12 protein-coding genes and 4 pseudogenes are annotated in these 20,061 nt (G+C 61.5%); 12 read left to right on the forward strand and 4 right to left on the reverse strand.

Annotated elements, in window-relative coordinates; translation table 11 throughout:
- The 6 genes and pseudogenes from AC1DXI_RS06855 to AC1DXI_RS06880 form a co-directional block, all read left to right on the forward strand.
- A complete protein-coding gene (locus AC1DXI_RS06855; protein WP_476937991.1) occupies positions 1-2,292 on the forward strand; it encodes a glycosyltransferase family 2 protein in 2,292 nt (763 codons plus the stop codon).
- Positions 2,289-3,200 (forward strand): hypothetical protein, encoded by a 912-nt coding sequence (locus AC1DXI_RS06860; RefSeq protein ID WP_476937992.1) that lies wholly within the window; start codon positions 2,289-2,291, stop codon positions 3,198-3,200. Before AC1DXI_RS06855 ends, AC1DXI_RS06860 begins: the two co-directional genes overlap by 4 nt.
- Positions 3,201-3,368: 168 nt before the next feature.
- On the forward strand, positions 3,369-6,410 hold the full coding sequence (locus AC1DXI_RS06865; protein ID WP_476937993.1) for a glycosyltransferase: 3,042 nt from the start codon (positions 3,369-3,371) through the stop codon (positions 6,408-6,410).
- Between the two features lie 623 nt (positions 6,411-7,033).
- A complete protein-coding gene (locus AC1DXI_RS06870; protein WP_476937994.1) occupies positions 7,034-8,140 on the forward strand; it encodes a glycosyltransferase family 61 protein in 1,107 nt (368 codons plus the stop codon).
- A 550-nt stretch (positions 8,141-8,690) separates the two neighbouring features.
- Positions 8,691-9,038 (forward strand): annotated as a pseudogene (locus AC1DXI_RS06875) (helix-turn-helix domain-containing protein); the annotation flags it as partial.
- Between the two features lie 455 nt (positions 9,039-9,493).
- Positions 9,494-9,646 (forward strand): annotated as a pseudogene (locus AC1DXI_RS06880) (DDE-type integrase/transposase/recombinase); the annotation flags it as partial.
- 42 nt (positions 9,647-9,688) lie between these two features.
- Here the strand turns inward: AC1DXI_RS06880 and AC1DXI_RS06885 are convergent.
- The gene (locus tag AC1DXI_RS06885; RefSeq protein WP_476937995.1) at positions 9,689-10,123 is read right to left on the reverse strand and encodes a transposase; all 435 of its coding nucleotides are present in this window, start codon (positions 10,121-10,123) and stop codon (positions 9,689-9,691) included.
- A 192-nt stretch (positions 10,124-10,315) separates the two neighbouring features.
- Positions 10,316-11,574 (reverse strand): annotated as a pseudogene (locus tag AC1DXI_RS06890) (IS256 family transposase).
- Between the two features lie 44 nt (positions 11,575-11,618).
- Between AC1DXI_RS06890 and AC1DXI_RS06895 the strand changes: the two are divergent.
- The 6 genes and pseudogenes from AC1DXI_RS06895 to AC1DXI_RS06920 form a co-directional block, all read left to right on the forward strand.
- Positions 11,619-11,780 (forward strand): annotated as a pseudogene (locus AC1DXI_RS06895) (IS256 family transposase); the annotation flags it as partial.
- Positions 11,781-12,099: 319 nt separating this feature from the next.
- The gene (locus AC1DXI_RS06900) at positions 12,100-12,915 is read left to right on the forward strand and encodes a hypothetical protein (RefSeq protein WP_476937996.1); all 816 of its coding nucleotides are present in this window, start codon (positions 12,100-12,102) and stop codon (positions 12,913-12,915) included.
- Positions 12,916-13,816: 901 nt separating this feature from the next.
- On the forward strand, positions 13,817-15,193 hold the full coding sequence (locus AC1DXI_RS06905; RefSeq protein WP_476937997.1) for a UDP-glucose dehydrogenase family protein: 1,377 nt from the start codon (positions 13,817-13,819) through the stop codon (positions 15,191-15,193).
- A gap of 160 nt (positions 15,194-15,353) precedes the next feature.
- Positions 15,354-15,707, forward strand: a complete 354-nt coding sequence (locus AC1DXI_RS06910) for a hypothetical protein (RefSeq protein ID WP_476937998.1) — start codon at positions 15,354-15,356, stop codon at positions 15,705-15,707.
- Between the two features lie 637 nt (positions 15,708-16,344).
- On the forward strand, positions 16,345-18,015 hold the full coding sequence (locus AC1DXI_RS06915; RefSeq protein ID WP_476937999.1) for a sialate O-acetylesterase: 1,671 nt from the start codon (positions 16,345-16,347) through the stop codon (positions 18,013-18,015).
- Positions 18,016-18,234: 219 nt separating this feature from the next.
- A complete protein-coding gene (locus tag AC1DXI_RS06920; protein ID WP_476938000.1) occupies positions 18,235-18,591 on the forward strand; it encodes a hypothetical protein in 357 nt (118 codons plus the stop codon).
- 55 nt (positions 18,592-18,646) lie between these two features.
- On the opposite strand, the gene AC1DXI_RS06925 is transcribed toward AC1DXI_RS06920, so the two are convergent.
- A complete protein-coding gene (locus AC1DXI_RS06925; RefSeq protein ID WP_476938001.1) occupies positions 18,647-18,943 on the reverse strand; it encodes a hypothetical protein in 297 nt (98 codons plus the stop codon).
- Between the two features lie 108 nt (positions 18,944-19,051).
- Positions 19,052-19,882 (reverse strand): glycosyl hydrolase, encoded by an 831-nt coding sequence (locus AC1DXI_RS06930; protein WP_476938002.1) that lies wholly within the window; start codon positions 19,880-19,882, stop codon positions 19,052-19,054.
- Positions 19,883-20,061 lie beyond the last annotated feature (179 nt).

Consider the following 20,061-nt stretch of genomic DNA (forward strand, 5'->3'; position numbering starts at 1 on the left):
ATGAAATTTCAACAAGCTCTCCGCAGACTTGCGCGCCTGTCCCCGAAGAAAAAAGCGGCCGCCGCTGCTTTCGGCGTCCTCTTTACCTTGGTCCTGGTGGCCGCCTACGCCCGCAACCCGTGGCTCCTGGGGCTGCTGGCACTGGCCTTCGCGGCCGCGCTGGCCGCGGGCGCGCTGTACATGGACCGGCTCCTGAAGAAGTCCCGGCAGGCAGCCAGGCGGGCAGCCGCTGAACTGGAGAAACCGGCTCCGGTTCCAGACCCGCGTCCCGGTGCTCTCGTCGAGTGGGGTGCCCGCTCCCGGATCCCCGAGGCCCGGCTTGCCCAGCGCTTGACCAAGCTGCGCTCCGTTGACGGCCGCGACGTCCTGGTCAGCACGGCAACCTCGGGACAGTGGGGCTGGAGGGACCTGGCCGTTGCACTGGAAATGTACCGGATCGGGGGGAAGACCCGGCGCAGCGTCCAGCCCGTCCTGGACAAGACACCCCGCTCCGTGTTGCTGCACCTGGGCGACCTCTGCTTCCGGCAGAACATCCTCCAAGACGACATCCTCAACGCCGCCACACTGTACAAGTACGTTTTCCAGCGCCTCGGTGCCAAGCCGTTCCGCGAAAAGCGGCGTGGCGAGTTCTTCCTGGACGCACTGGCACGGACCGGCCAGGGTGAGGAAGTCATCAGGCTTCAGCATCTCTACAAGGCCGACGAAAACAACGCCAACGACCTCCACTTGTACCGCGCCAACGCGGCAAACCCGTTCAAGGACAGTTCAGCCGACGCCGAGCAGTGGCTCGCCGAGATCAACGACATCTATGAGCGGGCTGGGCTGTCCAGGCTTTCCCTGGCCGAAAGATCCGCCCCGGCATTTCTCCGCCTGAGGGCAGAGGTAACGACCCCGGTGACGGACGGCCCCCTCGTCAGCATCGTCATGCCCGTCTACAAGCCGGACGAGTACACGGACCTCGCCATCCAGTCAGCCCTCCACCAGAGCTACCGCAACATCGAGATCATCATCGTGGACGACGGCTCCGGCGGGGACGCGGCCGAGCGGCTCAACAAATGGCTGGCAGTGGACGGTCGCGTCAAGGTGGTCCTCAACGAGCCTAACGCCGGCGCCTACACCTCGCGCAACATCGGCTTCTCCATGGCTCAGGGCGAGTTCATCACGATATTCGACGGCGACGACTGGCAGCACCCGCAGAAAATTGACCTCTTGGTCCGGGGCGCCCTGCAACAGAGCGACGGACGGTTGGTTTCCGCGCCCTGGACGCGCGCGGACGAGGACCTCTTCTTCCACTACCGCGGTTGGCGCGGAGCCTTCATCACGCCGGCCCACGTATCCACTATGTTCCACACCCCCACCATCCGGGAGCACCTGGGCTACTGGGATTCCGTCCGTAAGGCCGCCGACACGGAGTTCATTCTCCGTTACCAGACTCTCGTTAATGATGAGGAGCCGTTTGAAGTCACCGAGGCTCCCTTGACGCTGTCCCTCGTTGGCGCCACGAACCTTTCCATGGAAGATTTCCGCCTAGGGTACAGGTCGCCTGACCGGGTGTCCTACCGCGACTCATACGAGCACTGGCACAAGAAGATCCAGGCGGGCGAACACTCCGGATACCTGGAGTTCCCGCCTGCGGAACGGGCGTTCCCGGCGCCGTCGCGGTTCCTGCCGTCGGGCGGCAAGCAGCCGGACTTGGAACTTGATATTCTGCTTGTCGGCGATTTTGGCGCTGACTCCTTGGTGTCCGTGCTGATGATGGAACATCTGGCGTCGGCGGAAGGGGAAGGGCAGAGAGTTGGCGTTATGCACTATCCGAGCATCCTCCATACGGCAGCCATCGACCGGTCATTCCCGGCCGTGCTTAAGGACGCCTTCCATGACGGGAGATTGGTCCGGGTGGAGCTCACGGACCGCGTGCGGTCTGCGGCAGTCAACGTCTACGATCCCACGGCATTCCAGTACAGCCGCGAGCTGCGCAGCGGACACACCGCGGACCGTGTGTCCGTCTGGACGGACGAGCCCCCATACAACTGGGAGACGGACGAACACAAGTATGAGGTCGGGACTGTTGAACGCAACCTGCTGTCCGTGTTTGGCGGCCCCGTCCGGTGGATTCCGCTCAACGAACGGACCCTCCGGGTCATCGCGGAGTCCGGGCATGGCCAGAAGTCCATCGGTGACCACGTGGCACGGCCGGAAAAGCTGACCATTCCCGACACCCCAGCGGAGGAAGCTCCGCTTGCACTGACAAGCTCCACTGTGGGCGCTTTTGAAGCAGGAGAGAATTCGTGAATTTGCAAGACACAACCCAAGAAATGGCCTGGGACGAGCGGAACAATGTAGAAATCCGCCGTTTTGGCTCGGCCAGCGAGATCGACCACCAGGCGGCTGAGGCGTACGAATTTGTAGTGCCGGGGCGCTCGGGGGGACCCCTCGATATCGTGGCCCTGTACGCACCCAAGGCGTCAAAGACGCTGATCGTGACGTTCCATGGCTCGCTGCAGCGGTCCAAGTACCAGCTCCCGCGCTTCGAATGGCGGAAGTCGCTGGCGTCCATCGACGCCGCCCAGCTATTTGTCGCGGACTCCAGCCTCAACCTCAGCAACAACATACCCCTGGCGTGGTACGTCGGCAATGAAGCACAGGATCTGACCTCGGATGTGGCAGAGCTGGTTAAGGAGATCGCGGCGGCCGCCGGATACGAACGAATCCTGCTGACCGGCTCCAGTGGAGGTGGCTTTGCATCACTGGCGGTCTCGCGGCAGATAAGCGGCTCGCTGGCGGTGTGTTTCTCACCGCAAACCCGCGTGGGGGACTACGAGCGATCGGCCGTCGGCACCTTCACCCGGGTCTGCTTTCCCGAGTTCGACGGCTACGACAGTATCGAGGAGAGCAACCGTCTGCGGCTGGACCTTCGGCACCTTTACACGAACACGCGGGACCGAAACTTCGTGTGGTACGTCCAGAACACCCGTGATTCCTCGCACTTCGAGAAGCACTACACCCCCTTCGCCGAGGCGCGCGGGGTGGATCCCGCACTGGGCGGACGTGACGCTTCCGGCCGCATTGAGTTCGTGCCGCAGGAGCTGCAGGAAGGGCACGAGCCGCCGTCCCGGGGACGGTTCCGTGGCCACGTCATGGACGCGCACAAGGCTTTCTTCGGTGAAGACCTGGTGGTCCTCACCGACGAAGGGAAATGAGACTTACGCAGAGTGCCCTGCATTAAACGTGGTCAGCGTCGCTGAGGCCGGCTGACCACGGATCGCTGACCGAATCACGGGCAGCGAATTGGAGCCAGATTGATGGTGACTGCGCCCGCCGGACGGGCAGGTCAGTTAAGATTGCAACAGACCAAGGAAGAGTGACTAATGAACGCCTCGAGCCAAGTCCTAGACCCCATTTCGGCCCGCAGTTTGCGGTTGATCAAGACGGAAGTGTTTGACGCCGAGTACTACGCCGCAGAGTGCGGGAAGGACTTTGTCTCCAAGACGGCGGCTGCACGTCACTTCGTTCAATATGGAATGAAGGCGGGCCTCAGCTTCCATCCGCTGTTTGATCTTGGAATGTTCCCGGCGCCCCTCCGTGATCGCTACAAGGCCGGTGATGTCGAATACCTGCTTGCCTACCTGCGAGGCCCAGAGTCGCGGGAGCACAATTGGTCTTGGCTCTTCGACCCCGCTGGCCTCACGGATTCAGGCGTCGGGTCCGTCTTGCTGTCACGGTACCGGCCCGGCAAGGCACGTGCCCTTCCGGTCCCGAAGAAGTTGTCGGGCGCAGCTCCTGCTTGGCCTGAAGTTCGGGCTCTCATCATCGCGCATGCCCTCACTGCGAAGACTTACGAACTGAGCAAGAAACCCCTACGTCTTAACACATGGTCCGAGACTGACGAGAGTCAATGGCTTCATAGCGTCAAGCACGTCCCTTTGGCGTCAGATGAGGCCCCGGCTGTGGTCAGCGTCGTTATGCCTGCTTGGAACCGGGAGGTGCCGATTCGCGATGCAATCGAGTCAGTGCGCCGGCAGAGCCTAAGGGCGTGGGAACTTATTGTTGTCGATGACGGCAGCACGGACGGAACGCGCGAAATTGTGAGTGCCTACGCGCGCCTTGACAGTCGAATCCGCCTCGTTGAAGCGGATCACCTGGGAGTTTGTGCCGCTCGCAATCGCGGTATCGAAGAGGCGCAGGGAGAATTCCTAGCGTTCCTCGATTCCGACAATACCTGGCGTCCAGACTTTCTTCGGAATATGTACGCGGGGCTGACCGCCAATGGAGGAACTGCCGCCTACGCCGCCATCCGCATGTTGAATGGTCGCGGGGAATTCATGGGGCAGAACATCACCGCTACCCAGCTCCTGGTCCGAAATTACGTCGATCTCAATGTCTTGGTAGTTCGGACTTCAGTTGTACGTGAATTGGGGGGGTTCGACGATTCTCTACGCCGATGGGTCGACTATGACCTAGTCCTTCGAATTACCGAGGCTACGAGCATCGAGTTCTTCCCCTTCATTGGTTGCGACTACGTGGACGACGACAGCGATGACAGGATAACGCGCAGGGAGTCTGCGAACTGGGAGTACGCCGTCCTGGGCAAGAACGTGCAGGATCGGTTTGTCCCCGACTCCGTCAGCGAGCGAACGCAGGTTCCGCTGCTGTCCGTGGTCATGCGCATTACTGACAGTGTGGACTTGGCGCTTCGAAACATCCACAGAATTCATGAAACTATCGACGCTGATAAACTCGAATTGATTATTCTCGACGAAGTCCAGGGATTCCGCACTTCCGTGCGTTTGCGCGCCGCTCTCTCAGGTCTGCCCGGGCTAAAGTACATCAAGCTTCCGCGACGATACACAGAAGCAATTTCCTTCAATATTGCCTCCGTCCACGCGGACTCCGCGAACCTCCTATTCGTCAAGGAGAGCGTTGAGTTCCGTGCCGGCGCCCTAGAGAAACTCTTAGAGCAGTTTGACGACGCAACCGTGGTTGCCGCCCAGCCCCTCGTCACCGATCCCTCCGGAGTCGTCATTTCCGCTGGCGCCGCAGGGCACCGTAACAGCCTTGCCATACCGCTGTTCCGGGGCCTGAACATCGCCGATGCTCGGCGCCACAGCGGCGGATCGGTTGACGAGCTGGCGTCCTCCGTCTTCGTGGTCCGAGCTGAGGCATTTGAGCGGCTCGGACGCTTCAACGCGATTTTTGTTGGCGAGGCGGCAGCTACGGATTTCCTGCGGAGGCTCGGTAAATCCGGAACAGGGGATTTCGTCGTCCACACAGGGGCGATCGCGGTGGATCATTCGGCGGATGCCTTTGCTGAGCACCCTCCCTTGGCCGCGGCGGACGCCGACTGGCTAAGCGATGCTAGGGAGCCCGCCAGGTCGATAGATGCTCACTACCAGGACATTGGCCTGGATGTCGTCGCAATCACCGCCCCCCGAAACCCCAGGCTGCAGCCGGCCGCGCCGGTGGTCGTCAGGCGGAACTCGGGGGCGGAATCGTCGGTGGGCCTACGTTGGGCGATCAAAATCGGTGCCGATTTTAGCGTTGGCGGTGACCGCTGGGGCGATGTTCCGTATGCGGCTGATCTCGCAGAAGCGCTCACTGCCCGCGGACAGGAGGTTGTGGTCGACAGGGCTGGGGCGCTCGCACGTCCCTCAAACCATTTGGACGACGTTGTGGTTGTCATCCGCGGACTGCACCGCTGCGATCCACAGCCGGGCAAGACCAATATTCTCTGGGCAATTAGCCGCCCGGACTTGATCACTAAGGAAGAACTCCTTGGCTTCGACATCGTTTTTGGCGCGTCCAGAATCTGGTGTGAATATGTCCGAAGCGAGTGGGAGATCGAAGCCCACTACTTGCCCCAGGCAACGAACCCGCGTCGGTTCCGTCCGGCCACTCCCGGTTCGGACCTCGCGACTTACGACCTGACTTTCGTGGGTGGTCCGCGAAAACCCACTGGACGCAAGATTGTCGCCGATTGCATCGAACTTGGCCAAAAGGTCAGTGTGTGGGGCCCACGTTGGGAGCAGTTCATTCCGGCAGACATGGTCGTGTCCGATTTCATCGACAACGACGATCTCTATGGCGTCTATAGCTCATCCAAGATCGTCCTCAACGATCACTTTGAAGACATGGCCAGATGGGGGTTCGCCAACAACCGCCTTTACGATGCCGTGGCCTCAGGCGCGCGGGTGATCAGCGATGAGGTGGATGGCATTGATGAGATCTTCAAGGGAGCTGTTCGAACATACACTTCGATCGAACAGCTCGCCGAAATCCTGAGCGATCCGAGCGGTTTCCCAGATGATTCGGAGATGGTGGCCATCAGCGAGATGGTCAGGCAAGAACACAACTTCGACAAGCGGGCCGAGTCGCTGCTTGATGCAGTTCAGGGGAACCTGGGCCGGCTATAGCGGCACATTTATCGACCTCCGTTCGCCGTCATCATAGGCGAAGACCGCGCCAATGCCTGCCGCTCCATCATTGATTGGGCGGTCTGTGGGAGTCGCTGCAACTCCCAAAAGGCTGGTGAATGCCTGTGGTTGTGATTAGGGTCGGCCTGCCGAGTCCTGCGTGGGGGGCGCAGGCCGCACTAAGGATCCGCCGGTTTGGGGGTGCCCAAGTTTGGGCCGTCCGGATCGTCGTGAATGTTGACATTTTCATCGGACCTGTGCTCACGGCGGTGAAACCTGCGTTTGGGGAGAGGACTGCAAAACTCGACTGGGCTGGGTTTTCCGTGACATGGGCGGGGCCGTGGATCGCCCCCGCGAGAAGACTGATTGTCAGATGACGATGCAACTCAGCGACGAGTCGGCCCGAAACCGCGTATGGCCCAGAGCGAAGGCATTGATTTCGAAGCGAAACCGACAGATGCTTGTCTTGATCGTTCTTAGGGGATTCTCCTGACTCTCGTTTGAATGGCATCAAGTCGGATGGTGGTGCGATTCCGGCTGTGGTGAGCTCACGTAACACATTCCGCTATGATTGACGGGCCGCTGTCGTCCGCGGTTCTGCCAAAATTAAGGATCGATGCTTCATGAACCAGGTCGAAACAATCGTGGGCTCAGGATGGAGACATGCTGCTTCGGTTGCCTGTGCTTCCGGCTACCTAGTTGAAGATGAAGGCGCCGGAAACTTCCAGCTGAGACCGGGGGCCTCGATTGACGCCAAAAAGCAGCATTCGCTGGCCGGACTCCAGAACAAACTCTCGGAAGTCACCCCGGCCGCGACAGCTTTCATGATTCATGATGGCCTTGTCTTAGGGAATGGCTTTATTGTTTGTTCGACGGACGGGCTGGTGACCGAGTCGCGGTATCTGGTCAATAATCTTGAACGGCGCGTTGAAATGTCGTTGCGTGATGAATCTATTATTCTTGATGATTCTAGAATATGGATTGTTGCCGGGAATGCCTCATCGAAGAATAACTATTGGCATTGGTTCGCACAGATTCTTCCCGCCATTCTCCATTGTCGCGACTTTGGCGAGTCTCTTGGTAAACGCGGCTTTGGTGTAATTACGGAACCTCTTAAGGGCTGGCAACTGGAAAGTCTTTCGGTCTTAGGCATCTCTAAAGAGTCTGTCGTAGAGATCAACCAATTTCAGAATGTTCGGGTTAGAACTTTTCTTTATAGTTCGCTTTTGTCAGGTAATTCCGTTTTTGCCAACAATCGGTACAGAAAAGAAATTTGCAAGAGTTTTGTTTCTTGGGCCGGTGGTGTCGTTCCAGGTTACGAAAAATTGGTTATCTCAAGAAAAGATACAAATAAACGACCCCTGCTTAACGAAGACTCATTGCAGGCCGAGCTTGTTGCCGATGGGTTCAGAGTCGTGACAGGAGGAACAATGTCATTGAGCGAACAGATCCGAGCCTTTCACAGTGCATCCGTGATCGTCGCCCCCCACGGTGCGGGCTCAACCAACGTATTGTTCGGCCATCCTGGCGCGATTTACGTTGAGTTGGCCCAGCTAAGCTACCCAAACGCCGGCCCGCTTTCGCTTTGTAAGACATCGGGCATGCACGCTTGGCTAGATCTCTTCGACGACGACGGGAAAGGGCAGTCAACCGATGGATGGACGGCCCAAGCGGAAACCGTCCGCGCTACCATCGCCAGAGCTGAGTCAGAGATGGCAGTACAGGCTTAGCAACTTCCGAGTTCGACTGCGGGGCCGAACTGTTCACGAGAACCTGTTTCGGCACAGATTGGGTCATCGCTGACGAGTTCCATTTCAGGGCACTTCAGTCGGAGGGCATGTCTCGGCTGGCCAAGAGGTGGGTTCGAGGTGGCTTGCAAGATTGGCGGCCTGTGTCTATTAAGAAGTTGTATCTCGTAAGCACCCCCTGTTGAAGTGGGTTGGTCGGCGTTCACGGTGGCCTTGGGAGGGGCCGGGGTGGTTCCGGGCATCGTCCGGGCGGCGGGCACCGGATGACTCACAAGCGCGGGAGCTGTATCCGACGCTTCCTCGGTAGTTGCGGGCGTGTGCGGGAGATCGCGAAAGCCGCCGGACAGATGCCGCATGATCGTCCTCCGCCCTTCGCATTTGGCTATGGATAGGGCTGTCTAAGAGTGCCGCCGCGGGGTTGGCCGTTTTCAGTGCGGCGTGGTGCGGGGGGAAGAAGTCAGGGCCGCTTTGTGAACCGCACCCCGAAAGTTGGACTTGAAATTTAGAGTCTAGATTTCGGAGGTGCGGTTCAATGCCATCTGGTGGACAGCATGAAGTCAAAACGCGCCGGGCCGCTGTTGAGCTGTCGGAACAGGGGCACGGAGCGTGGGCGATAGCCAAACAGTTGAAGGTGCCGCGAAACACGGTCGTACGATGGGTCGGGCATTATCGTCGTCAGGGTGACGAAGGATTGGAACCAGCGGCAATGAAGCAGAAGTACTCCATGGAGACGAAAGTTGCCGCGGTCGAAGCTCTCCTGGGAGGGACCGTCCAATCCCAGGTGATGAAGGATTTCGAGATCCGCAGCGATGCCTCTTTGGAGCGGTGGGTCAGGATCTATCGTAAGGACGGACCGGAGGGGCTCCAGCCAAAGCCCATCGGACGGCCCCGCAAGCAGCCCGCGCCAGCTGCGCAGGAAACACTCGAAGAGAAGGTGCATCGGCTGGAGATGGAGAACGCTGCACTAAGAAAATTGCAAGCTTTGGCGGCCCGAAGGCGACTACGCGGACAAGTACGCCGCCCGCAGGACATTGATCAAGGAGATTTTCGACGAAACCCGGGGCCGATATGGGCACCGAAGGTCCGGATCGAACTGGTAAAGCGGCACGGCATCCGCATGAGCGGCAAGACAGTGCTCAGGGAAATGACGCGGTCCGGCTGCCCCTGCCGCATCCGCCGACGGAAATACCAGTCCTACAAAGGCGAGGCCGGCAAGACTGCGCCAAACGTGCTGAAACGAAACTTCCACGCTAAGAAGCCGAACAGCAAGTGGGGAACGGACGTCACCGAGTTCAAAGTAGCCGGCCGGAAAATGTACTTGTCGCCCTCATCGACATGTTCAACGGCGAAGTTGTCTCCTACAAGGTCAACACCAGTCCTTCGATGGCCATGGTCACTGACATGCTCAGGGACGCGCTCGGACGGCTTGGTCCGCAGGATCGCCCTATCCTGCACTCGGATCAGGGCTGGCAGTACCAGCATCTGGCCTACCGCCGAATCCTGGAGACGCACGGACTGAAGCAGTCGATGTCACGCAAGGGAAATTGCGACCGCGATAGTGGCCTGGGTGTGGCAGTGGCCGTGTTCGGTCATGAGCCGGTGATAGAACGCGGCCAGCTGGGGATCCATGGTCCGGGCGACGCTGCCGGCCTGGTAGAAAGCAAGGCGCAACGGTGCAGGCCCTTCCTTGCTGATGGCCCGTCGAGACTGATTCATCGTCCCGGAGGACCAGTTCGAAGGGGTGATGCCGACGTAGTTCGCTGCTTTTTTCGCGCTGTCGAACCCTGATCCGTCGCCGAAGTAGGCGCGGATGCAGGGACCCGTTGCCGGGCCCACTCCGGGCAGGGAAAGGATCAGCGGGTCATCGCCGTAGAGGTGTGCCCACGACTGGCGTGCGTGGGAGACGAAGCGGTCCAACCCTGCCCGGAGTACGGCCAGGTCGGTGAGGTGCTCGGTGACGTCCACGGCCAGTGCATCCGGGTCCAGGGCGGCGGGTCGAAGATCTCCCCGGCGTGGGTGAGCACCTCGGAGTCGATGACGTGGGATTTGTCCTTGCCCATGATGGCCCCGCACAGCCGTGAGGAGTGGCGGACCCCGATCACCTCCATCTGCCCGCCGGCGGAGCCTGTCAGTTCTTTGTGCAAGTGAGGCGGGGTGTCATCGGTTCACGTGGGGTCCGAGCCGGTCGGGGTAGTTCAGGACGAGGATTCCGAGGGCTTCGCCCCAGCCCTGCGTGGTAGTGCTTTCGATGAGTTTATGCAGAGATTTGGAGCGGCTCTCACGGCTCTTGCCGTGCAGCTTCGCCCGTTCTTTGGTGCGATTGTCTTCGATGTTGCAGATGGCGAGCCAGAGCAGTTTCAAGGCTGCGGCCTGGTCGTTGGGGAAGTGTCCGCGGTTCTCGGTGATCTTGCGCAGCTGGTAGTTCAGCGACTCGATGGCGTTGGTGGTGTAGATGATCCGCCGGACCGGTGTCGGGAAGGCCAGGAACGGGATGAACTTCTCCCAGCCGTTGCGCCAGGTCCGCACCGTTGCCGAGTATTTCCGGCCGAGCTCGGAGGCCTCGAAGTCATCCAGTGCGTCCTGGGCGGCGTCGGCTGTCGGGGCGGTGTAGAAGGGCCGCAGGGCCGCGGCGACATTCTCGCGGTCCTGGTAGCCGATGAGGCGCATCGAGGCGCGGATCAGGTGCACCACGCAGGTCTGGACCGTCGCGGCCGGCCAGGTCGCGGCGATGGCCTCGGGGAAGCCGGTGAGCCCGTCGCAGCACACGATGAGCACATCCCTGACGCCGCGGTTGGCCAGTTCTGCGCAGACGCCGGCCCAGAATTTCGCGCCTTCGGTGGCCTCGACCCAGATGCCCAGGACGTGCTTGAAGCCCTCCATGTCCACGCCCACGGCGATGTGAGCGGCCCGGTTCTGGACCTGGTGCCCGTCACGGACCTTGATGACGATCGCGTCCAGGTAGAGGATCGGATAGAGCGGGCGCTTCTGCCATTCCAACACCTCCTCAAGGACCTCGTCGGTGATCGTCGAGATGGTCTCACGCGACAGCTCCGTCCCGAGTGTGGGCTCCAGGTGATGGGCGATGTCACGGACCGTCATCCCGCCAGCGTAAAGGCTGATTATGTCATCCGGGCCGCCGGTCCGGCGCGAGCCCTTGGGAGCCAGATGCGGGGAGAAGGACCCGTCACGGTCCCGCGGAACGTCAAGATCCACGTCCCCGGCAGAGTCCCCAGGGTCTTCGGATAGGATCCGTTGTGGGCATTCGGCAGGAACCGCCCGACCGGGTCGCCTTTGTCGTAGCCCAGGTGCCCGGACAGCTCGGCCTGCAGCCCGCGTTCCAGCGAGGCCTTGATCAGCTGCTGGATGAAGCCGTCTTTGCCATCGAGTTCGAACTGCCCGGAATCGATCTGAGCCATCAGCTCATCAAAGGCGCCGGAGGCCTTCAAAGCACGGCACCACGCTGATCCGGCTCGTCGGCGCCGTGCTGGCCGAACAACACGATGAATGGATCGAAGCCCGCCGCTGCCTCGGCCTCATTCAACAATCACAGACCGTCGGGACCACGCTCGCGGCCACCACCGAACAGGAGGACACCAACCCCGAACTGGCACTCAGCGCCTAGGCAATCTCAAGAATCACGCAGCAACCCTGCTAGACCACGAAAATGGAATTGACCCCTTCGTGGCCGCCTACGGGCAGCTTTCAGGACCGCTAACAGTGCGACCGAACTGAGCTGGCCATTGCACGATGGCCTAACTCGGCTGAAACCAATGAGGGGGTAGATCTCATCGGATGGTCGCGTGGTCCGGAAGACTCCAGTGTGGCCACGCACACCAGTGTCAACGCCAGCATTGCAGCGGCCTTCGTGTTGCCTCGCATGTATGAGCGATGCAACACATGAATCCCACCGAGTTCCTCCCCGCAAGACCCACCATGGATACGTGGACGCCATTTCGGAAGACATGTCGACTGTCGCCGGATGGATCGGTGTCCGCGATGGCGAGGTGGCCCCATTGCTCGATGCCCTCGGAAAAAATGTTGAGACACGAAAGGCCAGTATTGGCGGGGAACGCACCGACGTCACTGCTGCAACGGGCGTCGCAAACCGCAGCTTCAGACTTCAACTCAGTCGCCCTGTGACGGCTCTGGAAATCCTCTCGGGAACCCTTCAGATCGTATCCCGACTCGATGTCTGGGAGACGCCCGTGCCCTTTTCCGGAGGTATCATAGGGCGAGCCAAGCGTGAGACCCTCGGACAGCTAATTAAAGAATGTCCGGACGACGCGCAGGCCTTGGGCCTGCAAGGGACTGACGAGTTGGATGCTCTCCGAGCGAACGCCTATAAGGTTGAGGCGGCGGCCAGAGACGGCAGCCTGGCACGGGTCGCTTTCCCGGTCGGTTTGGAATCACGCGACGGCTCCGCGATGCTCGGATACAACGGCTACATCTACTTGGTTAAGGGCTCAAATAACCTTCTTGCCCAGTACTGCAGGCCGGAATCCGTTGAAGGAGCGAAGGCTCTGGAGGGAAACGCCCAAGCCTGGGCCACGCTCGTGCGGACTCCGCTTCTTGAGCGTGTCAACGAGCTATTATGCGAAGAGCCCTCGTACGTGGACGGCGTCAAGGTGTTCGACGCTAGGGCCGGGCCGGCCGCGCCGAACCAACGCAACGATTCGCATTGTTCTCCGGCAGGTTCATTGGCTGCCGCAGGCGCCAATGCTGGGTGCACTCCCCGGATGCGGGACCGGATTCCTTGACCAAGTGCGTCTGACCCACACGGCTTTCCGCGGCGGCGACCTCACCGATAGATTCTTCGGGATCCCCATGTGGGATGAACACAGGGAGCCGGACCCGGAGGCCTTCGCCGAGCTTTTGCGGGCTGTGAGCGTGCGACACTCGTCACGGCCGGGTGAGCGGGTGATGGGAACCCATATGGTTTTGGAGAACCCGGAGGCGCCAATCAAGAAGACGGTAATTGTCTTCGGCAACTCGTACTTCGGATGGGGAGTTGGATCGGCCCTCGAACCTCAGTGGATGGTTCGCCCGCTTGTTCACGGAGTACCACTTCAAGTGGGAAACCGACATCGATTATTCCTACGTCGAGGAGATCAAACCAGACTTCGTAATCTGCCAGAGCATCGAACGCTTTCTGGGGCGGGTGCCGGGGCAGTAAATGACTGACACTCCACCATCTCACCGGTCCGGATCGACGCAACATGGCTGGTCCAGCGCTCGTCGACGGGAATTTTCAGCGACACAATAGTGGGTGGGCCTTGGAAGTTCCGAGTGTGCTGACTGGAGGTCATGACGGTCACGCTCCGCGTGTAGGCACAAGTGACCATCCTGGTAAGAACACTTCGGCCACCGCACTTCCCGGATGTCCTTGTCCCCTTGGCCCTCGATTACCGGCGTTGCCGGTCGATAACCGGCGCCCTGCACCGCTGTCCTTCGGCCACCAATTGTCTCGAGCGGCCCCGTGCAATCCCGGCCCGGGCTTGGTTGTCGATGCGAGTTAGGCTCATTCGCAGCACAGCAGGATTAGCGCCCGTCAGAAGGCGCAAACCTATGTACTACGTCACTCTCGGCTCCGGAAGTCGGACATTGCGGCCGGACGATATATAGTAGACCCGTTTGGTTGCGCCAACTGCGCCCAAGGCAATGAAATCAACTGCGGCTACTGGGGGACTAGTGACACTACGACTAACCGTGATCGGTACGGGATACCTCGGCGCGACCCATGCGGCATGCATGGCGGAACTCGGATTTGAAGTCCTGGGTGTCGACGTCGACAAAGAGAAGATCGATAGCCTCAGCCGAGGCGAACTGCCCATCCACGAGCCTGGCCTGCCCGAACTTCTGCGCAAGCACACGGAATCCGGCCGCCTGCGCTTCACTACCTCGTTCGAAGAGGCCGGCGCCTTTGGCGACGTCCACTTCATCGCCGTCGGCACCCCTCAGCGTGCCGGCGAGCACGCTGCGGATATGACTTACGTTGACGCGTCCGTGACAGCGATTGCACGTGCCGCCACGAAGGACTCTCTGATCGTCGGAAAGTCCACCGTCCCGGTTGGCTCCGCACGTCGCCTGAAGGGCCTTGTCGCCGAAGAATCGCGCGACGGCGTGACTGTCAACTTCGCCTGGAACCCCGAGTTCCTGCGTGAGGGCTTCGCCGTGGAGGACACCCTGCGTCCCGACCGGCTGGTTATGGGCTCCGACTCAGCCGCTGCCGAGGCCACCCTGCGTGAGGTCTACGCAGACGCCATCAGCCGTGAGACTCCGTTCATCTCCACGGACTTCGAGACTGCGGAACTGGTCAAGGTCGCTGCAAACGCCTTCCTCGCGACCAAGATCTCCTTCATCAATGCGTTCTCCGAGGTCACCGAGACCGTTGGCGGCAACATCCGCACCCTGGCGGACGCAATCGGACTCGACGCCCGGATCGGCCGCCGCTTCCTTAACGCCGGCATAGGCTTTGGCGGCGGCTGCCTGCCCAAGGACATCCGTGCTCTCCAGGCACGTGTCTCCGAACTCGGCCTGGACAGCACCATGCGGTTCCTGAACGAAGTTGACGAAGTCAACCTCCGCCGTCGCGATCGTGCGGTCCACGTCGCAGAGACGCTCCTCGGCACCTTGGAAGGCAAGCGAGTTGCCGTCCTCGGCGTCGCGTTCAAGCCCAACAGCGACGACGTCCGCGATTCACCGGCGCTGGACGTGGCGGCCAGGCTCTTCAACAGCGGAGCGGACGTCAGTGTCTATGACCCCGCGGCGAACGCCAACGCTGCCAAGCGGTACCCGCGACTGAATTACGTCGATTCCATGGCCACGGCCGTGGCGGACGCCGACCTGGTCATGTTGCTGACGGAATGGAAGGAGTTCGTCAACGTGGACCCCGCGGAGCTCTCTGCGACGGTCGTGCACAAGCGCATCGTCGACGGACGCAACGTCCTAGACCACGACAAGTGGAGCGCCGCCGGCTGGGATATCGTCTCGCTCGGCCACAAGAGCGAACTGCTGGACCTGGCCGCCGCCAACTGATATGTAGGTTCGGTTGTCAAAAGGAATAAATGAACGGCTCCTGGGGCTTTGGTTCCGGGGGCCGGTCGTCTATACCCGCCGGTGGTGGTGACGGGGGTGTTGGCGAGTCTTTGTGGTGACTGCAGTGTCAAGGCTGATATGCGCGGGTTGGTTACGCCCGGTGACCGCCCCGATCATCCTCGCCGCGTACTCGCACCACGGCCGGGTCCGTTCCGAAGTCGCCTTCGCTGCCCTCGGCGGCGCGAGCACCATCTGGGCATCCCCGGGCAACACGAACCGGCATCGGCTCAACCGCTACGGGGATCGGCAACATAACCGCGCACTGGACGTCGTCGCAGGGCCCGAAGCCTCACTGACCCCGCCACCCGTGCCTACATCGAGCCGCGCACCGGGGAAGGCGCGAGCCCAAGGTAAATCCGCCGTTGCCTCAAATGCTTCATCGCCAGACAACTCTTCCGCCAACTCTAGACACTCATGGCTTGAAGGGCCAAGGGCATCATCGACCCGGCGCTGAGCCGGTCCGAATAGTCAGTGGGCTCATTGGTATTCCCAGAATCGGCACGCAAACCAACGCTCAGCTGCAGCCATCATCCCGAAAATGACCCGTCCAATTGGGACCCGCCGCAGTCAGGGGAGCACGCGGTCGGCGCGGTGTGCTGCAACGGACCGGTGCACCACACTGCCGCAGGCTACACCCGCCGCCCTATGACGGGCGGCGCTGCTGCCGGCTCAGCTCTGGTCTTGAGCGCCCTTGTTCGCCATGCCCAGATGGTGCGGACGGATATGGGATACGGGGGAGTGGTTACCTAAGCGGAAACGCGACATATCGGGATGGGTCCTGAAGGGGCGGCTTGAGCTGCTGGCTGGTCGAAGTTGCGACGGCCGAAACCATCAGCCCACTGCGTGGCTACGACCCGCAAGGGGATGCCTCCGAAGATCAGCCCGACCACCAATGCAGTGACTGGCAGGGCATATAGGTGCCTGTGGTTTCCGTCACTGCTCTTGACTCAGGGGGCACCGCAGAAAGGAACTGATCGGCGACTCGGCCGTCAACCGCGGACTGGGCAGGGTGTTTTAGGGCTAGGGTGAAGGGGCCTGCGTCTTTGCAGGTTCGGGTGGTGCGCCGCCTATTGACGGAATGGGGATCCGTAATGAGGAATTTGGCGAGCGGGATTCGAGGGCTGCTAGTCGGCCTCGCGGTTACTGCCCTGATGCTCGCGGGCGTGGCGCCTGCGCGGGCAGCGGAGACGGTCACCGTCCTGCATGTGTTCCTGGCGGCGGGGCAGTCGAATATGTCCGGGCGGGGCCTGCCCGCCGGCAGCACCGATGACGCTGCGGACCCGCGCATCTTTGAGTACGGCGCGACTGACCGCGAGCTTGTCAAGGCGGGTGTGCCCCTGGACATGCACGACACCGCTACCGGGCTTTCGCCTGCCACAACTTTTGCCCGAGAGTACTTGAAAACCCAGCCGGGCAACGTCGGGGTTCTGCTCATCCCGGCGGCGCATGGCGGGACCGGATTCACTACCGCCGCCTCCACCCTCACCTGGATTCCCGGCGCGGCCTCCGCCCCTGAACTTGATCTTGCCGCCCTGGCGGTAAAACAAACCCTCGAAGGCATCGCGGCCGGGAAGTCGTCGGGGCGCACGGTTGAGCTCAAAGGTGTCCTCTGGCACCAGGGCGAAAACAACGCGACGCTGACCACCTCCGGCTACAGTGCCAGGCTGGATACAGTCGTTGCTTACTTCCGTTCCCAGCTGGCGGCGCCGGAGCTCCCCGTCGTGGTGGGGCAAATGGCACCTGAGGGAATCGCAGCAGATCCGGTCCGGCTCAACGTCGACAGATCGCACCGGGAAACCCCGTCTCGGGTTCCCTACACCGGATTTGCCGCTGCCATGGCCGGCGGCACGAATACCGGCGACATCATCCACTTCTCCCGGATCGGCGTAGAATTCCTGGGCAAAAGCTACCTTTCCGGATACCAGCAGGCCTCCGCCGCCGTCGTCGACAACGGCTCCCTGAACGCTGAGATGCCGTCGATCCAAGGTTCCGCGAAGGTCGGGGCCCTCCTGACAGTTGTGCCCGGTGCCTGGGGCCCGGCCCCTGTGACCCTGGCGTACCAGTGGTACCGCTCGGGCAACGCGATAAGCGACGCCACGAGCGCCGCGTACACTCCTATCGTCGATGATTTGGGCGGGAAGATTACCGTGAAGGTCACCGGGTCCAAGACCGGCTATCCCACAGCCACCAAGACTTCCGCCGGTACGGCCTCCGTCACCAAGGGCACACTCTCCGCTCCCGTGCCGACCATTGCCGGTACCCGGAAGGTCGGGTCCACGCTGACCGCTATGCCCGGTGCCTGGGGCCCGGCGCCGGTGACCCTGACCTACAAGTGGTACAAATCGGGTACGTTGATCAGCGGTGAAACCGGTGCCACGTACAAGCTGCGCTCCGGTGATGCGGGCCGGACAATCACCGTGAAAGTCACCGGCTCCAAGACCGGCTACACCACGTCATCCAAGGCTTCCGCCGCCACTGTCGCCATCGCCAAGGGCACCCTCACCTCGCCGATTCCGACTATCACTGGCACCGCGGCGCGCGGGTCCACCCTGACGGCCGTGCCCGGGGCATGGGGCCCGGCGCCAGTGACTCTGACGTACCGTTGGTACCGCTCGCACGTTCTGATCAGTGATGCCACAGCTTCCACCTATAAGGTCCGTACTGGTGACGCGGGGAGGACCATCACCGTCAAGGTCACAGGCTCCAAGACCGGTTACACCACGGTTACCAAAGAGTCCGCTGGCACTAAAGTGGCGGGGTAGCGCGCCGCGGTATGCCGCTTCGCGTTTTCAGATCAACGAACCAGGGAAACAACCATGAAGGCTTCACTACTCACTGCTGCAGCATTAATCGGCCTCTTTGGGCTTACTGGATGCACCGGTCAGGCGCAGGGCACCAATTCGGCCCCGGAAAGCCCGGCTGCCCCGMCGGCGTCTGCGCCGCCGKSGGGGACGGCAGGGGCCGAGTCCACGGACGCGGCGTTGCCTCCAGCGCCGCAGACAGCACACGCCACGTCGCCGGCTGCCAATTCCTCAGAACTTATCGAGGGCAAGGTCCACTTCACCGGAGATTACACCAAGGCCACTCCCGCGGACTCCGCCAAGATCACCGAGCTTGCAAAGCAGTGGCATTCCGCCCAGAAGGAAGCCCTATTTCACGAGAAAATCGACGGCTCGGGCCTGAGCTCCAACGTCCCTCCCGGGCAGGGCGAGACGTTCTACGGTCGGGCGGCGGAGGCTTGCCAGCGGCGTTTTGACGGGTACAAGCCCGCCCTCGAGGGGGCCTCGTTGGAAATCGAGGAGCTTGCCCTCAGCGTCTACTGCCCAGGGCTGGGGTAACACCTCATCCATTGCTGCCTAGACGGAATGCTCACTGTCGGCAGGCCCGAGGCCCCTATTGCAGGGGTCGTCCGTGACGACACTCACAGGGAATCTGGGGTGCGCGGTGAGCAGTTCCGGCCTGTCCGACGGCGGCGTTGTAGGTGAACTGGAGTGCCGGTTCGTCAAAGTGCTGGCGGGCGTGTGCGAGGTCCCTGGCCGTGCCGGAGCGCAGCCCGGAGAAGTCCCGCAGTGCTTCTTCCTCGAGGTCCGGGACCCGCACCTCGGTTACCGAGCCCATGGCGAGCATCTCGGCCAGTGCGTTCGAAGCAGTCTGCCCGTATATTTCCACCGGCACGGCAACTTCGAACATGAGGGAGGCCCTACCGGATAAATCTCCGGCGGGGCCTCCTTGGCCAAAGCAGCCGCTCCAAGGTCCCGTGCAAGGGCCCGGAAGGCTGTTGGGCGGCTCTACAGAGCCTTACAGCGCCGCGTAGAGGCGTCCGGTGCTGGTGAGGGTGCCATCCGCGTTGAACAGGGTGGAGCATCCCATCTTGATGTCGCCTGCTGGGCGGGTCTTCCAGGCAAAGCGTTCGACGAAGGGGAGCGCACGCATTCCGGCTACGGTGGCCCGCATGAAGTCCTCTGTCTGGGCGCGAGAGTACTTGCAGGGACTGGACGCGGTGGCGTCCCAGTCCGCCACCGCGTATTCGGTGACCCAGATCGGCTTCCCGTACTTCTCGTGCATCATGGTGAGCTTGTTCAGGAAGTCGTCCGCCCGGGGCCAGGCATAGATGTGGGTGGTCATGAAGTCTACGCGGAGGCCTCTCGTCTTTGCCTTCGCCATGAAAGCCGCCAACCAGGTGCTGCTCGGACTGGTCGTGGCAGGGGAGCCGAGCCGTAGGCCCGTTGCCTGAAGCTTGGGCCAAAGGCTGATGGCCTGGTCCACGCTCATGTTCGCCTGTGCCACGACGTCGGGTTCGTTGAAGCCGAGCAGGTGCGTGGCCTTCGTTTCGGCCAACTGGCGTGTGACATAGCCAAGGGCGTCCTGCTCCAGCATCGTCTTGGCGCTCTTGATCATGGGCACGAAGGGCGGGGTGGTGGTCACGTTAGGGTGCGAACCCCAGGTGTAGTGCCATTTCAGGTTGAGGCTCTTGATTTGCTGAAGCGCCAAAGCGTCCTTGCCGCCATGCCCGAAACCCTTCAAGGTGTTGGCGGGCGTGGTGATGGAAGGGACGCTCACAACCGCTTCGGCGGTTGCCGCGTTGGCAGCCAGCAGAGCCCCCGGGGCGGCCATAGCTGCCAAGGGCATGGTAAGAAACTTACGGCGTTCCATGAGTCGCTTTCGGTAGGGACCAGAATGTTAGCCGGCACCACGGGCGACGTGCATCAACTCCCCCGGCACTCAAGCTCGAGCAAACCTAGCACGGAAACCACACAGGAAACTCCCGGGTAAGCGCAGGAAAAACGCAAGGTTTTCTCAGTGGACGG

The organism is Arthrobacter sp. P1_H7 (assembly GCF_056405215.1).

Excerpts from the sequence above, each read along its gene's own strand:
- AC1DXI_RS06855 (WP_476937991.1), top strand. The coding sequence starts at position 1 with ATGAAATTTCAACAAGCTCTCCGCAGACTTGCGCGCCTGTCCCCGAAG.
- AC1DXI_RS06865 (WP_476937993.1), top strand. The coding sequence starts at position 3,369 with ATGAACGCCTCGAGCCAAGTCCTAGACCCCATTTCGGCCCGCAGTTTG.
- AC1DXI_RS06870 (WP_476937994.1), top strand. The coding sequence starts at position 7,034 with ATGAACCAGGTCGAAACAATCGTGGGCTCAGGATGGAGACATGCTGCT.
- AC1DXI_RS06905 (WP_476937997.1), top strand. The coding sequence starts at position 13,817 with ATGAAATCAACTGCGGCTACTGGGGGACTAGTGACACTACGACTAACC.
- AC1DXI_RS06915 (WP_476937999.1), top strand. The coding sequence starts at position 16,345 with ATGAGGAATTTGGCGAGCGGGATTCGAGGGCTGCTAGTCGGCCTCGCG.
- AC1DXI_RS06925 (WP_476938001.1), bottom strand. The coding sequence starts at position 18,943 with ATGTTCGAAGTTGCCGTGCCGGTGGAAATATACGGGCAGACTGCTTCG.
- AC1DXI_RS06930 (WP_476938002.1), bottom strand. The coding sequence starts at position 19,882 with ATGCCCTTGGCAGCTATGGCCGCCCCGGGGGCTCTGCTGGCTGCCAAC.